The sequence below is a fragment of the Streptomyces sp. NPDC015346 genome, from assembly GCF_043078785.1.
In the GTDB taxonomy this organism is placed as follows: Bacteria; Actinomycetota; Actinomycetes; order Streptomycetales; family Streptomycetaceae; genus Streptomyces.
Window position 1 is genome coordinate 512,473 of record NZ_JBIBTW010000002.1, and the last position, 14,816, is coordinate 527,288.

The following is a 14,816-nucleotide window of genomic DNA, read 5'->3' on the forward strand; positions in this document are numbered from 1 at the left end:
CTCATTCCCCGCCGCGGAGGATGGAGTTGCCCTCGTGGGTGGTGTCGGGTGAGGGGAGGTCGAGCCTGAGGCGGCCGCTGAGGCCGTAGAAGGCGACGGGGTTGCGCCACAGCACCTGGTCGACGTCGTCGTCGGAGAATCCGGCGGCGAGCATGGCGTCGCCGACCTTGCGGGTCTTGAGCGGGTCGCTCATGCCCCAGTCGGCGGCCGAGTTCACGAGGACGCGGTCCGGGCCGTGGTCCTTGAGGACGGCGACCATGCGGTCCTCGTCCATCTTGGTGTCGGGGTAGATGGAGAAGCCGAGCCAGGCGCCGCTGTCGGCGGCTTCCTTGACGGTGGTCTCGTTGAGGTGGTCGAGGAGGACCCGGTCGGGGGCGAGCGCCGATTCGCGTACGACGTCGAGGGTGCGGCGCAGGCCGGCGAGCTTGTCGCGGTGCGGGGTGTGGACGAGGGCGGGCAGGCCGTGGTCGGCGGCGAGCTGGAGCTGGGCGGCGAGCGCGGTGTCCTCGGCCGGGGTCATGGAGTCGTAGCCGATCTCGCCGACGGCGACGACATTGTCCTTCACGAGGTAGCGGGGCAGGGCGTCGAGGACGGGGGTGCAGCGGGGGTCGTTGGCCTCTTTGGGGTTGAGGGCGAGGGCGCAGTGGTGGGCGATGCCGTACTGGGCGGCCCGGAAGGCCTCCCAGCCGAGGAGGGAGTCGAAGTAGTCGAAGAAGGAGGCGGGTGACGTGCGTGGCTGGCCGAGCCAGAAGGAGGGTTCGACCAGGGCGCGGACGCCGGCGTCGTACATGGCGCGGTAGTCGTCGGTGGTGCGTGAGGTCATGTGGATGTGGGGGTCGAAGATGCGCATCAGGAGTCCTCCGTGGGGGCGGCGGTCAGGGTGAGGACGCGGTGGAGGTCGTCGGGGACGGGGCGTCCCGCGGCGGTGCGCTCGGCGGCGAAGTCGGTGAGCATCCGGGCGAGTTCGGCGTCGCCTCGGGCTCGGTGGGCCAGGCCGGCGACGGTGTCGACGGGGACGCCGGTGAAGAGGCACTTGAGGACGGCGTGGCGCCAGGAGTGGGGCGCCAGATGGGAGGCGGCGTAGGGGCCGAGGGCGGCGGCGATCAGCGTGGTGTCGTGGGTGCGCAGGGCGTCCTCGACGAGGGGGAGGGCCTGCGGGCCGGTGAGGAGTGCGGGGAGGGAGAGGAGGACGGCGCGGCGTTCGGCGGCGGTGCCGTGGTGGTAGAGGCGGGTCAGGGTGGTCGCGTCGGCGCGGGCCTCCTTGAGGAGCAGGACGCGGACGGAGTCGGCGTGTTCCTGGCCGCAGTGCCGGCCCGCTGAGGCGAAGCGCAGCTCCCACAGGGAGGTGCGGGCAGCGGCGGCGGTGAGGGCCTCGTCGAGCCAGCGGCGGGCGGAGTCGGTCAGCATGCCGGGCTCTCCCGTCGGGCCGGGTGGTCGCGGAGGAAGGCGAGGGAGGTGCGGGCGAGTTCGGGGCCGGCGTGGGAGTGGCGGGGCAGTTCGACGACCGTCAGGCCCTGGTAGCCGCCGGCCGTGAGGTCGGCGAGGGCGGCGAGCACGGGCGGGAAGTCGATCTCGCCCTCGCCGAACGGGAGGTGTTCGTGGACACCGCGGCGCATGTCCTCGATCTGGACGTGGTGCAGCCAGGGGGCGGCGGCGCGGAGGCAGTCGGCCGGGGCGGCCGGCTCCAGGCACTGGCAGTGGCCGATGTCGAGGGTGAGGCCGAGGACGGCGGGTTCCGGATCACCGAGGAGGCCGCGGAGGTGGTGGAAGTCGTCGAGGGTGGCGAGGAGGTGACCGGGTTCGGGTTCGACGGCGAGGGGGACACGGGCGGCGGCCGCGGCGTCGAGGACGGGGGTGAGGGATTCGGCGAGACGCTTCCAGGCGGTGGCCTCCGAGGTGCCCTCGGGGGTGATGCCGCTGAAGCAGTGGACGGCGTGGGCGCCGAGGTCGGCGGCGACGCGGACGGCCCGCAGGAGGAGACCGGTGCGGGTGGCGCGGGCGTCGGGGTCCGGGTCGAGCAGGGAGGGGCCGTGCTTGCGCCGCGGGTCGAGGACGTAGCGCGCGCCGGTCTCGACCGTGACCTGGAGGCCGAGGCCGTCGAGGCGGCGGGCGAGCTGGGCGGTGCGTGCGGCGAGGTCGGGTGCGAGGGGGTCGAGGTGCATGTGGTCGAGGGTGAGGCCGACACCGTCGTAGCCGAGGTCGGCGAGGAGGGCGAGGGCGTCGTCGAGCCGCAGGTCGGTGAGGCCGTTGGTGCCGTATCCGAGGCGGGGAGCGGGGCCGGGGGTGAGGGGGGTGCTCATGTGGGGCTCACCTTCCGGGCGAGGGCGCGGGCGAGCGGGGCGAGAGCGAGGAGTGCGAGGGCGGTGACGGGGGCGCCGGAGCGGGCGGCGAGGGTGGCCTGGAGGGGGATGAGGGCGCGGATGCCGGCGCCGACGGAGCGCTGGGTGAGGGGCGGTGACGGGTTGAGGGCCGCGTGGAGGAGGGGGGCGGCGGGGGTGCGGGCGTAGTCGGCGGCGAGTGCGGCGACGACGAGACGGGCCGGCGCGGCGGGGGTCCGGTCGCCTGCGACCGGGCGGGTCGCGGTCGCGGCCACGGCGAGGGTGGCGGCGAGGGCCAGCGAGGGGGCGCGGGTGGAGCCGCCCTGGGCCTCGTGCCGTGACACGGCGGTGACGGCGTAGGTGTGTACGGCGAGGAGGGCGGCGGAGGCGAGGGGGCTGGCGGGAGGGCGGGGGCGCGGGGAGGGTGGGCGGGGGGAGGGGGAGGGGGAGCCCCCCGTGGCGGTGGCGCCGAGGAGGAGGTCCAGGGCCCTGGCCGCCGCCATCGCCGCCGGCCCGGCCGGGGTGTGCTTGAGGTGGAGGTCGTAGGACCAGACCGTCGCGGCGAGGGCGGTGGCGACCCCGAGCGCCGGGCGGCCCGCGCGGGCGGCGAGGCCGAGGCCGGCCGCCGTCAGGGCCGCCGATGCGGTGAGGGCCGCGCGGGGGGTGATCCGTCCGGACGGGATCGGACGGTGCGGGCGGTCGACGGCGTCCTCGGCGCGGTCGGCCCAGTCGTTGAGCGCCATGCCCGCCTCGTACAGGCAGACGGAGGCGCCGATAGCCAGGAGCGTGGCGCGGTTCGGGCGCAGGCCCGCGGCCGCCGCGCCGGCGAGGGCGTCTCCGGGCACGGTGCAGAGGGCGGAGACGCGGAGCAGTTCCGCCCACGGGGCGACGCGCCGGGCGACGCGCCGGGCGAGGCGCCCGCTCACCGCCGTCACCACCGTCACCGCCGCCGCCGTCACCGCCCCTCCCCCAGGCGTGCGCCGAAGGCCAGCAGGCGGTCGTACTGTTCCGCCAGGGCGGCGGGCGCGTCGCCCTCCGGGTCCTTGAAGTAGAAGGCCAGGTCCTCCAGGGGTCCGGTGAGGCCCTTCTCGTGGGCGCGGGCCGTCAGTCGGGCGAGGTCGAGGACGAGCGGGGCGGCGAGGGCCGAGTCGCATCCCTGCCAGGTCGTCTGGAGGGTCATGCGGGAGCCGAGGAAGCCGTCGAAGGCGATGTGGTCCCAGGCCGTCTTCCACTCCCCCAGGGCCGGTACGTCGTCGATGTGGACCTGGCCCTGGGGTGCGCCGCCGAGGACCTCGGCGAGGACGCGTTCCTTGCCGGCGTTCTTCGCGGCCGCGGCGGCCGGGTCGGCGAGGGCCGCGCCGTCGCCGCCGCCGAGCAGGTTGGTGCCGGACCAGGCCCGTACGGTCAGGGCGCGCTGGACGAACATCGGGGCGAGGACGGAGCGCAGGAGTGTCTGGCCGGTCTTGCCGTCGCGGCCGGCGTGGGGAAGTCGGCTCGTGGTGACGGTGTCGGTGAGGGCGGGGTGGCGCAGTCCGGTGGAGGGGGTGAAGTTGACGTAGGGGCAGCCCGCGCGGAGCGCGGCGGCCGCGTAGAGAGAGCTGGGCGGGAGTCCGGCGCCCCCCGACGCCGGTTCCGCACCACCCGGAAGCCGCCCGTCCCCCGACGCCGGTTCCGTGGAGGCCACATTGACGACCACGACCCTGGCCAGGTCCAGTCGTTCGCGGAAGTCCGTCAGGTCGGCGGCGAAGAGGGTGATGAGTTCTTCGTCGGTGCGGGGGTCTCCCGGCAGGGGGCCGCCGGGTCTGATCCGTTCGTCGGCGGTGTGGAGTTCGGTGGCCACGGCGGCGGCGAGGCCGTGGGGCAGGACGCCGGCGGCGGTGAGTTCCTCGGCCCGTTTGGGCAGGGGGCAGGTGGTGGTGTCGTGTCCACCGAAGACGAGGGAGGACAGTGGGGGCAGGCAGGCCGTGGCGAAGGCGCGGGTTTCGGTGGCCATGCCGGTGGGTGGGTGCAGGCCGGCCGTCATGGCGGCGCAGCCGGCCACCACGGTGGTGGCGACGGAGCCTCTCGCTCCGATGAGCCAGACTCCGGTACGTGTTGGTGTTCCAGGGGTCACGTCGCTGCCTCCCTTGTTCTGGGGTGGAGACGGCGGGCGGGGGGTACGGCGCCTCCCCGCCCGCCGCCGGCTGTGCGGGGAGCTCTACGGGGTCGGGGTGAGCTCCTTCAGTCGGATGTCGCGGAAGGACACCTGGTCGTCGGCTCCGTGGTTCTGGATGCCGATGTGGCCGTTCGTGAGGCTGCGGGCGGGGTCGGTGTTGGTGAAGTCGTTGATCTTTACTCCGTTGAGGAAGACCTGGAGCCGTTCGCCCTGGACGCGGATCTCGTAGGTGTTCCACTGGCCGGGGGGCCGCAGGGCCGCGTCGCGGGCGGTGAGGTTCGCCGACTTGAAGCCGTAGACGGCTCCGGTGGTGCGGTCGGGGGCGTCGGTGGCGTCGATCTGGATCTCGTAGCCGTTGTTCACGGCGGACCAGGGGTCGTCGGAGGCGGGGAAGCCGACGAAGACCCCGGAGTTGTCGTCGCCCTCGGTCTTCCAGTCGAGGGTGAGGGAGTAGGAGGTGAACTCCTTGGCCTGGTACCAGAGCATTCCCATGCCGCCGACGGTGCGCAGTTCGCCGTCGGCGACGTCGAAGCTGCCGGGGCCGGCCTGCTTCCAGCCTTCGCGGGTCTCGCCGTTGAAGAGGTCGCGGTAGCCGGTCCGGGGCCGGCAGTCGGCGGTGACCTGACCGGTGGCGTAGCGCAGTCCGCCGAGGAGGTGTTGGCGGAAGGCGGGTTCGGTGTAGGACTCCTTGGTGTGGCCGCCGCCGGTGTAGAAGGAGCGGCCGCCGCCGTAGGACTTGCACCAGGCGATGGGGTGGTCGCCCTTCATCGTGCCGCCCTGGTAGGTGGTTTCGTCGAGGGTGGCGAGGATGCGGGCCTGGCCCCGGGGGTTGGTGCGGTAGTTGTACCACTCGTCGGTGCGCTGCCAGGGTGCGTCGATGTGGGCGGTGGCGGGGTGGTCGTGGTCCTCGACGCGTACGGTCGCGGGCTGGATGTGCGGGTGGGAGTGGAAGTGGGCGCCGACGAGTCCGCCGTAGAACTCCCAGTCGTATTCGGTGTCGGCGGCGGCGTGGATGCCCATGTATCCGCCGCCGTTGGAGAGGTAGTTCTCGAAGGCGGTCTGCTGGTCGGCGTCGAGGACGTCGCCGGTGGTGGAGAGGAAGACGACGGCGTCGTAGCGGGCGAGGTTGGCGCTGGTGAACTGGCGTGGTTCTTCGGTGGTGTCGACGGTGATGTCGCTGCCGGCGCCGAGTTCCTTGAGTGCGGTGATGCCGGTGCCGATGGAGTCGTGGCGGTAGCCGGCGGTGCGGGAGAAGACGAGGACGCGCTTGGTGGTCCGGTCGACGGGGGTGTTGCTGATGGTGAAGTCGTCGAGGTCGTAGAGGGCGCCGGCGCCTCCCTTGAAGACGAGGTGGAGCTGGGTGGTTCTGCGGGGGACGTTGCGCAGGGGTACGTCGATGTCCTGGAAGGTCTCCCAGCCGCCGGTGACGGGTACGGGGGCGGAGCCGAGGAGGGTGCCGGTGGGTGATCCGGTGCGGACTTCGAGGAAGCCGCCGGCGCCGCCGGAGGAGACGCGGGCGGTGAGTTTGGTGGATCCGGTGAGGTTGTAGGGGGTGAAGGCGATCCAGTCGCCGTTGTGGATGTCGCCGACGGTGCGGCCGCCGTTGGCCGGTGCCTTGTCGATGACGCTGGTGCCGCTCTGGGTGTCGAAGTGTTCGGCCTGGCGGTGGCGGGGCTGGAGTTTGGCCTGGTCGTGGGTGGTGAGGGGGGCTTGGCCGCCGCCTCCGCCGTCGGTGTATTCGGCGTCGAAGACGGCGAAGATGTTGGCGTCGTCGTCGTGGCCGCCGTCGGCGGAGGTCTTGATGGTGCCGGTGCAGCCGTTGGCTGAGGTGACGGGGTGGCCGTGGCTGTCGTGGCCGAGGATGTAGGTGACCTTGACCTTGGTGCAGTCGATGGGTCGGGTGGCGCCGTCTTCGGGGTCGGTGACCGTCACCTTGAAGGGGATGTCGTCGCCGAAGTTGAAGAGGGCTCCTTCGGCGGGCAGTTCGAGGGTCACCTTGGGTGCGGTGTTGCCGACGACGATGTGGACGGAGGCGGAGCCGGTGCGGCCTGAGGGGTCCTTGGCGGTCACGGTGGCGGTGTAGGTGCCGTTCTTGCGGTAGGTGTGGGTGGGGTGGGCGGCGGTGGAGGTGGCGCCGTCGCCGAAGTCCCAGTGGTAGGTGAGGGGGTCGCCGTCGCCGTCGGTGGTGCCGGCGGAGGAGAAGGTGACCTTGAGAGGTGCGACGCCGGAGGTTTTGGTGGCGCTCGCTTCGGCGACGGGTGAGCGGCCGCCGGTGGCGTTCTCGATGCGGTAGAGGCCGGCGTTGTGGTCGCCGCCGAACCAGGCGGTGCCGTAGTCGAGGACGTAGAGGGCTCCGTCGGGGCCGAAGCTCATGTCCATGACCTGGGTGCCGGTCCAGGGGACGGGGTTGATGGACTGGACGGTGCCGTCGGCGCCGTGCTCGATGCGCTTGATCCAGCGACGGCCGAATTCGCCGGCGAAGAAGTCTCCGTCGTACGACTCCGGGAACTTGACCGGGGAGGTGTTGGCGGGGTCGTAGCGGTAGACGGGTCCGCCCATGGGGGATTCGGAGCCGGTGCCGAACTCGGGGAGGGAGCCGCCGTTGTAGGGGATCCAGGCGGGTTCGGAGGGTGGGAGGTCGACGAGTCCGGTGTTGTGGGGGGAGTCGTTCTTGGGTGCGGCGCAGTCGAAGGTGGCGCCGGAGGTCTTGGTGGCGAAGTCGTAGTCGACGTAGGGGTCGTTGTTACCGGTGCAGAAGGGCCAGCCGAAGTTGCCGGGTTTGGTGACGCGGGCGAACTCGACTTGGCCGGCGGGTCCGCGGGTGGGGTCGGCGGCGCCGGCGTCGGGGCCGTAGTCGCCGACGTAGAGGACGCCGGTGGTCTTGTCGACGCTGAAGCGGAAGGGGTTGCGGAAGCCCATGGCGTAGATCTCGGGGCGGGTCTTGTCGGTCCCGGGGGCGAAGAGGTTGCCGGGCGGGATCGTGTAGGAGCCGTCGTCGGCGACCTTGATGCGGAGGATCTTGCCGCGCAGGTCGTTGGTGTTGCCGGAGGTGCGGCGGGCGTCGTAGGCGGGGTTGCGGCCGGGGCGTTCGTCGATGGGGGTGTAGCCGTCGGAGGCGAAGGGGTTGGAGTCGTCGCCGGTCGACAGGTAGAGGTTGCCCTGGGCGTCGAAGTCGATGTCGCCGCCGACGTGGCAGCAGATGCCCCGGGTGGCGGGGATGTCGATGACCTTCTTCTCGCTGGCGTTGTCGAGGGTGCCGTCGGTGTTGAGGGTGAAGCGGGAGAGGCGGTTGACGCCTTCGTACGGGGCGAAGTCGGCGGGGGTGCCGTCGTTGGGGGCGTCGCCTGCGGGGGTGGTGAGGGGCGGGGCGTAGTAGAGGTAGATGGCTCTGTTCTGGGCGAAGTTCGGGTCGAGGCCGATGCCTTGGAGGCCTTCCTCGTCGTGGGAGTAGACGGGGACGGTGCCGATGACGCGGGTGTTGCCGGCGGCGTCGGTGCGGCGGAGTTCGCCGCTGCGGGAGGTGTGCAGGACGCTGCGGTCGGGGAGTACGGCGAGCGACATCGGTTCGCCGACTTCTTCGCCGCCCTTGGCGAGGGTGACCTGCTGGAATTCCTCGGCGGCGGCGGTCGCGGCCGCCGCCGCGCCGGTGGTGGTCGCTGCCGGGGTCCTGGTGGCGGTGGTGTCGTCCGTGTCCGCGGCGAGGACCTGGGGGGCGCCGAGGGCGAGCAGTCCGACGGTGAGGAGGGCGAGGGTTTTCCTGGCTCGGAGTCGTTGTCTGTGCACGGGTGTCCTCCGGAGTAGGGCCGGGTGTGCGGGGGTGTCCGGGGACCGGCGTGCGCCGTCACGCTGGTCGTCACGTACCGCTGTCACGTCATGTACACATCAGGGACCGTAGCCTTTGGCCGTCCGCCACGGAAAGCCCTTGTGCACCACTGGGGTTGAACTTTTCACCGCGAGAGGACAAAGCCTCCCGAGGGCAGGCCGGATCGACCTGGCAGCGAGGCCGCCGCCAGGCGCTCACCTGCGCGGATGGCTAGCGGTCGGCTCCGAAGGCGGCGTCGAAGGAGGCCGCCGGGGGGTCGAAGTCGTACCGCTTCAAGTGGGAAAGCGCTTCAGGCGCGCCGGTGAGCCGGTCCATGCCGGCGTCCTCCCACTCCACCGAGACGGGCCCGGTGTAGCCGATCGAGCGGAGCATCCGGAAGACGTCCTCCCAGGGGACGTCGCCGTGCCCCGCCGAGACGAAGTCCCAGCCGCGCCGGGGGTCGCCCCAGGGCAGATGGGAGCCGAGCCGCCCGTTGCGGCCGTCGAGGCGTTTGCGGGCCTCCTTGCAGTCCACGTGGTAGATCCGGTCGCGGAAGTCCCAGAGGAAGCCGACCGGGTCCAGGTCCTGCCAGACGAAATGGCTCGGGTCGAAGTTGAGACCGAAGGCCGGCCGGCGGCCGACCGCCTCCAGGGCCCGCTGGGTGGTCCAGTAGTCGTAGGCGATCTCGCTCGGATGGACCTCGTGCGCGAACCGCACGCCCTCGGCGTCGAAGACGTCCAGGATCGGGTTCCAGCGCTCCGCGAAGTCCTCGAAGCCGCGCTCGATCATCCGCTCCGGCACCGGCGGGAACATCGCGACCAGGTGCCAGATCGACGATCCGGTGAACCCGACGACGGTGTCGACGCCGAGGGCCGCCGCGGCGCGTGCGGTGTCGGCGAGCTCGGCCGCCGCCCGTCGCCGTACGCCTTCCGGCTCCCCGTCGCCCCAGATCCTGGCCGGGACGATCGCCTGGTGGCGTTCGTCGATCGGATGGTCGCAGACGGCCTGCCCCACCAGGTGGTTGGAGATCGCCCAGCAGGTCAGCCCGTACTTCTCGAGGAGGGCGCGCCGGCCCTCGACGTACGAGGGGTCGGCGAGGGCCTTGTCGACCTCGAAGTGGTCGCCCCAGCAGGCGAGTTCGAGGCCGTCGTAGCCGAAGTCACGGGCGAGCCGGCAGACCTCCTCCAGGGGCAGGTCGGCCCACTGGCCGGTGAAGAGCGTGAAGGGACGTGGCACGGTCGCGGCCTCCTAGACCTGTACGGGTACGGGGGTGTAGACGGCGTTCTTCTGGGCGCTCTCCTCCACCGCGGCCAGCACCCGCTGGACCTGGAGCCCGTCTGCGAAGGACGGCGCGGGCGCGGTCCCGGTCGCGATGGCGTGGACGAGGTCGCGGGCCTGGTGCGCGAAGGTGTGCTCGTAGCCGAGCGCGTGTCCGGGGGGCCACCAGCCCTCCAGGTACGGGTGGCCCGGCTCGGTCACCAGGATGCGGCGGAAGCCCGCGGAGACGGCCGGTTCGGTGTGGTCGTGGAAGGAGAGTTCGTTGAGCCGCTCCAGGTCGAAGGCGAGGGAGCCCTTCTCCCCGTTGATCTCCAGGCGCAGGGCGTTCTTGCGGCCCGCCGCCATCCGGGTCGCCTCGAAGGAGGCGAGCGCTCCGGAGGCGAGCCGTCCGGTGAACAGGGCCGCGTCGTCCACCGTCACCTCCCCGTACGTCCGCCCCGCCCCGCCCGTGGCTGCCGCGCCACCCGGCCCGCTCGGCCCGCCCACGCCGCCCACGCCGCCCACGCCGCCCGCGCCGTCCGCGGCGGTTCCGGACAGGCCCGACGAGACGCCGGCGAGCAGGGGCCGTTCCCGTACGAACGTCTCGGTGAGCGCCGAGACGCCGACCAGCGGCTCCCCCGCGAGGTACTGCGCGAGGTCGACGGCGTGCGCCCCGAGGTCTCCCAGCGCGCCCGAGCCGGCGTGCTCGCGTTCCAGGCGCCAGGTCAGCGGGAAGCCGGGGTCGACGAGCCAGTCCTGCAGATAGGTGACCCGCACGTGCCGCAGGGCGCCGAGCCGGCCGTCGGCGACGAGCCGGCGTGCGTACGCGAGGGCCGGCACGCGCCGGTAGTTGAAGCCGACCATGGCGATCTGGCCGCGGGCGGCGGCCGCTTCGGCGGCGGTGACCATGGCCTCCGCCTCGGCGACCGAGTTGGCGAGCGGCTTCTCGCACAGGACGTGCTTGCCCGCCTCCAGGGCGGCGACGGCGATCTCCGCATGGCTGTCACCCGGGGTGCAGACGTCCACGAGGTGGACGTCGTCGCGGGCGACGAGGGCGCGCCAGTCGGTCTCGGCGGCCGCCCAGCCGTGCCGGTCGGCGGCCGCGCGGACGGCGGCTGCCGACCGGCCCGCGACGGCGGCCAGGACCGGTCGCATCGGCAGGTCGAAGACGCGTCCGGCCGTGCGCCACCCCTGGGAGTGGGCGGCGCCCATGAACGCGTACCCGACCATGCCGACGCCGAGTGCTGGCCGGCTCGGCGGCCGGCTCGGCGAGTGGCTCGGCCGGCGGCTCGGCGGCGTGGCCTCGTCGGCCTCGCTGTCCCTCAGTTCCATACGGATTCCTCCTCGTCGGTTGCGCGGTGGGGGCGGCCGGAGGCCGGTCAGCTGAAGCCGGTGGGCAGGTACTGGTCGACGTTGTCCTTGGTCACGACGGCCGAGTAGAGGGTGATGGAGGCCGGGATCTCCAGCTCGGACATCCCTCCGACACCCTTCTTCTGGCCGAGCGCGCGGGCCAGGTCGATGGCGGAGGCGGCCATGGTCGGCGGATAGAGGACGGTCGCCTTGAGGACGCTGTCGTCGGCCTTGATGGCGTCCATGGCGGACTTGGCGCCGGCGCCGCCGACCATCAGGAAGTCCTTGCGGCCGGCCTGGGCGATGGCGCGCAGGGCGCCCACGCCCTGGTCGTCGTCGTGGTTCCACAGGGCGTCGAACTGGCCCTGCGCCTGGAGGAGTTGGGCCATCTTGGCCTGCCCGGACTCGACGGTGAAGTCGGCGGCCTGGCGGGCGACCTTGGTGATGTTGGGGTAGTTCTTGAGGGCGTCGTCGAAGCCCTGGGTGCGCTGCTTGGTGAGTTCCAGGCTGTCCATGCCCGCCAGCTCGATCACCTTGGCGTTCGGCTTGTCCTTGAGCTGTTCGCCGATGTAGCGGCCGGCGTTGAGGCCCATGCCGTAGTTGTCGCCGCCGATCCAGCAGCGGTAGGCCTGCGGGGAGGCGAAGATCCGGTCGAGGTTGATGACGGGGATGCCGGCCTTCATGGCCTGGAGGCCGACCTGGGTGAGGGCCTTGCCGTCGGCGGGGAGGATGACCAGGACGTCGACCTTCTTGTTGATGAGGGTCTGGATCTGGCCGATCTGGGCGGCGGTGTCGTTGGATCCCTCGGTGATCTCCAGGGTCACCTCGGAGTACTTCTTCGCCCGGTCCTTGGCGTTCTGGTTGATGGCGTTGAGCCAGCCGTGGTCGGCCTGGGGGCCGGCGAAGCCGATGGTGACGGGGGTGCCGGGCTTGTCGTCGGCGGCCGGGACGTTGTTCGCGGCCGGTGCCTGGTTCTTGGGTTCGTTGCTGGTGCAGGCGGTGAGAACCGCGCCGGCGGAGACGGCGGCGGTGCCGAACAGCAGTCCTCTGCGGCTGGTTTGCGGCATGGCGGTGGGTCCCTTCGACAAGAGGGGGCGGGGGTGAGGGGTGAGCGGCGGGGCGGGGGGTTGGGGGGTGGGGTGGGTGGGGTCAGGCTTCGCCGTTGCGCAGGGTGCGGCGCTGGATCAGGACGGCGGCGACGATGATCGCGCCCTTGGCGATCTGCTGGACGTCGCTCTGCAGGTTGTTGAGCGCGAAGATGTTGGTGATCGTGGTGAAGACCAGGACACCGAGGACGGAGCCGACGATGGTTCCTCGGCCGCCGGTGAGCAGGGTGCCGCCGATGATGGCGGCGGCGATGGCGTCGAGTTCGTACAGGTTGCCGTTGGTGTTCTGGCCGGACCCGGAGAGGATGATCAGCAGGAAGGCGGCGATGCCGCAGCACATTCCGGACAGCAGGTAGAGGTAGAGGCGCTGGCGGCGGACGTCGATGCCGGCGAGGCGGGCGGCTTCCGCGTTGCCACCGACGGCGACCGTGCGGCGGCCGAAGGTGGTCCGGTTGAGGATGAGCCAGCCCGCGACGGTGACGGCGGCGAAGACGAGGACCAGCGGCGGGACGCCGAGCAGGTAGGCGTCGGGGACGCCGAGGTCGAGGACGGAGTCGACGGTGACGATCTGGGTGCGGCCGTCGGTGATCTGCAGGGCGAGGCCGCGGGCCGAGGCGAGCATGGCCAGGGTCGCGATGAACGGCACCATCCCGCCGTACGCGATGAGCAGACCGTTCACGAGTCCGCAGGCGACGCCGACCACGACGGCGGTGAAGAGGATGCCGGCGAATCCGTACTCCTGAGTGGCCAGCGTGGTCGCCCAGACGGAGGCGAGGGCGACGATCGCGCCGACGGAGAGGTCGATGCCGCCGCTGGTGATGACGAAGGTCATGCCGACGGTGACGACACCGATCACCGAGGCCTGGGTGAGGACCAGTTGGAGGTTGGAGGTGGCCAGGAACTCGTCCGGCCTGGTGAAGCCGCCGACGGCGATCAGGATCGTCAGCACACCCAGCAGGGAGAGGTTGCGGACGTCGGCCTTGAGACCGAGCGCGCGTCGGCCGCTCCGCTGCGCGGGCGCCTCGGTGCTCTTCGCGGTGGACAGCGTCATGACGTCGGGCTCCCTTCCATCACGAGGTCGAGTACGCGGTGTTCGTCGAGGTCACGGGCGGGCGCCGTGTGGACGACCCGGCCCTCCCTGAGCACCACGACGCGGTCGGCGAGGCCGAGCACCTCGGGCACTTCGCTCGACACGAGGAGGACGGCGAGCCCGTCGTCGGCGAGGCGGCGGATGACGGCGTAGAGCTCGGCGCGGGCGCCGACGTCGACGCCGCGGGTCGGCTCGTCGAGCAGCAGGACGCGGCAGCCGCGCAGCAGCCAGCGGGCGAGGACGGCCTTCTGCTGGTTTCCGCCGGAGAGGGTACGGATCGGGGCGTCGGGGTTGTCGGGCCGCAGCGAGAGTTCCCGGGTGGCCGCGCGGGAGGACGCCCGTTCGGCGGTACGGTCGATCCAGCCGGCGCGGGAGAAGCGGGCGAGCGTGGACACCGAGACGTTCCGGGTCACGGACTCCAGCATCAGCAGGCCCTGGGCCTTGCGCTCCTCGGGGGCGAGGCCGAGACCGGCACGGACCGCGTCCCGGACACTGCCGGGGCGCAGGGCGCGGCCGTCGACGAGGACACGTCCGGCGGTGGGCTTCCGGGCGCCGAAGACCGTCTCCAGGATCTCGGAGCGGCCCGAACCGACGAGTCCGGCGAGGCCGACGATCTCGCCGGGCCGCAGGTCGAGGTCGACCGGCTCGAACTCCCCCTCCCGGGCCAGGCCTTGGATCCGCAGCACGGGTGGGGCGGCCGGAGGAGCGGCCGGACGTTCGGGGAAGACGTAGGCGACGTCGCGGCCGGTCATCAGGGCGACGATGTCCCGGGTGGGCGTGGAGGCCGCGGGCAGTCCCCCGGCGACGGCCCGGCCGTCCTTGAGGACGGTGACCCGGTCGCCGATGCGGCGGATCTCCTCGAGGCGGTGGGAGATGTGGACGACGGCGACGCCGTTCGCGGTGAGGTCGGCGACGATACGGAAGAGGTTGTCGACCTCGTCAGGGTCGAGGGCCGCGGACGGTTCGTCCATCACGATGAGGCGGACGTCGTGGGAGAGCGCGCGGGCCATCGAGACGATCTGCCGGTGTGCGGCGGAGAGTTCGCCGACGCGCCGGGCCGGGTCGATCTCGGGGTGGCCGAGCCGTTCGAGGAGCGCCGCGGTCGCGGCGCGGGCGGCGCGGCCGCGGACGACGAATCCGGCGGTGGTGGGTTCGTGGCCGAGGTGGACGTTCTCGGCGACGGACAGCCCCTCCACCAGGTCGAGTTCCTGGTAGATGGTGGCGATCCCGAGGCGCATGGCGGCGATCGGCGAGCGCAGCTGGACGGGGCTGCCGCGCCAGCTGATGCGACCGCCGTCGGGCTGGTGGGCGCCGGCGAGGATCTTGATGAGGGTGGACTTGCCGGCGCCGTTCTGTCCGAGGAGGCAGTGGACCTCGCCGGGCGCGACCTCCAGGTCGACGCCGTCGAGGGCGCGGACGCCGGGAAAGGACTTGGTGATGCCGGACATGGTGAGCAGCGGCGGTACGGAGGCGGGCGTGGCGCTGCTGACGGGCGGGGGCGGGGCTGGGAAGGGGGGTGGGGGCGGCGGCGGTTCCGGTGCCATGACGAAGCTCCCCTCGGCGGGTGCGGCCGTGAGTGGGCAGGGTGGGACCAGGAGGGTGACCAGAAGGTGGTGAACCAGAGGGTGGTGACCAGGGTGGTGAGGGTGGTGACCAGAGGGTGGTGAAGGGGGCGGGGCAGGGTGTGGCGGTGCGGCCGGGCGAGGTGAGGACGGTGCCGCCCGGTGGGGTCGTCGGT

General features: G+C 72.3%; 11 protein-coding genes. All 11 read right to left on the reverse strand.

Annotation, left to right across the window (positions count from 1 at the left end):
- Nucleotide 1: 1 nt before the first annotated feature.
- Nucleotides 2–850: a TatD family hydrolase gene (locus ACF06X_RS08300; RefSeq protein ID WP_392286416.1), complete on the reverse strand. Its 849-nt coding sequence runs from the start codon at nucleotides 848–850 to the stop codon at nucleotides 2–4.
- Nucleotides 850–1,407: an EboA domain-containing protein gene (locus ACF06X_RS08305; protein WP_392286417.1), complete on the reverse strand. Its 558-nt coding sequence runs from the start codon at nucleotides 1,405–1,407 to the stop codon at nucleotides 850–852. Before ACF06X_RS08305 ends, ACF06X_RS08300 begins: the two co-directional genes overlap by 1 nt.
- Nucleotides 1,401–2,300: a sugar phosphate isomerase/epimerase family protein gene (locus ACF06X_RS08310; RefSeq protein ID WP_392286418.1), complete on the reverse strand. Its 900-nt coding sequence runs from the start codon at nucleotides 2,298–2,300 to the stop codon at nucleotides 1,401–1,403. Before ACF06X_RS08310 ends, ACF06X_RS08305 begins: the two co-directional genes overlap by 7 nt.
- Nucleotides 2,297–3,253 (reverse strand): SCO3242 family prenyltransferase, encoded by a 957-nt coding sequence (locus tag ACF06X_RS08315; RefSeq protein WP_392286889.1) that lies wholly within the window; start codon nucleotides 3,251–3,253, stop codon nucleotides 2,297–2,299. Before ACF06X_RS08315 ends, ACF06X_RS08310 begins: the two co-directional genes overlap by 4 nt.
- Before the next feature lie 20 nt (nucleotides 3,254–3,273).
- On the reverse strand, nucleotides 3,274–4,431 hold the full coding sequence (locus ACF06X_RS08320; protein ID WP_392286419.1) for an inositol-3-phosphate synthase: 1,158 nt from the start codon (nucleotides 4,429–4,431) through the stop codon (nucleotides 3,274–3,276).
- Nucleotides 4,432–4,515: 84 nt separating this feature from the next.
- On the reverse strand, nucleotides 4,516–8,256 hold the full coding sequence (locus ACF06X_RS08325) for a ThuA domain-containing protein (protein WP_392286420.1): 3,741 nt from the start codon (nucleotides 8,254–8,256) through the stop codon (nucleotides 4,516–4,518).
- Nucleotides 8,257–8,506: 250 nt separating this feature from the next.
- Complete coding sequence (locus ACF06X_RS08330) at nucleotides 8,507–9,511, reverse strand: sugar phosphate isomerase/epimerase family protein (protein WP_392286421.1); 1,005 nt, start codon at nucleotides 9,509–9,511, stop codon at nucleotides 8,507–8,509.
- A gap of 12 nt (nucleotides 9,512–9,523) precedes the next feature.
- Nucleotides 9,524–10,762 carry a Gfo/Idh/MocA family protein gene (locus tag ACF06X_RS08335; protein ID WP_392286890.1) on the reverse strand — a complete coding sequence of 413 codons (1,239 nt, stop codon included), beginning with the start codon at nucleotides 10,760–10,762 and terminating at the stop codon, nucleotides 9,524–9,526.
- Nucleotides 10,763–10,911: 149 nt separating this feature from the next.
- Entirely contained in the window at nucleotides 10,912–11,949 is a 1,038-nt protein-coding gene (locus tag ACF06X_RS08340; RefSeq protein WP_392286422.1) for a substrate-binding domain-containing protein, read from the reverse strand.
- An 82-nt stretch (nucleotides 11,950–12,031) separates the two neighbouring features.
- The gene (locus ACF06X_RS08345) at nucleotides 12,032–13,039 is read right to left on the reverse strand and encodes an ABC transporter permease (RefSeq protein ID WP_392286423.1); all 1,008 of its coding nucleotides are present in this window, start codon (nucleotides 13,037–13,039) and stop codon (nucleotides 12,032–12,034) included.
- Nucleotides 13,036–14,526 (reverse strand): sugar ABC transporter ATP-binding protein, encoded by a 1,491-nt coding sequence (locus ACF06X_RS08350; protein ID WP_392286891.1) that lies wholly within the window; start codon nucleotides 14,524–14,526, stop codon nucleotides 13,036–13,038. Before ACF06X_RS08350 ends, ACF06X_RS08345 begins: the two co-directional genes overlap by 4 nt.
- Nucleotides 14,527–14,816: the final 290 nt, after the last annotated feature.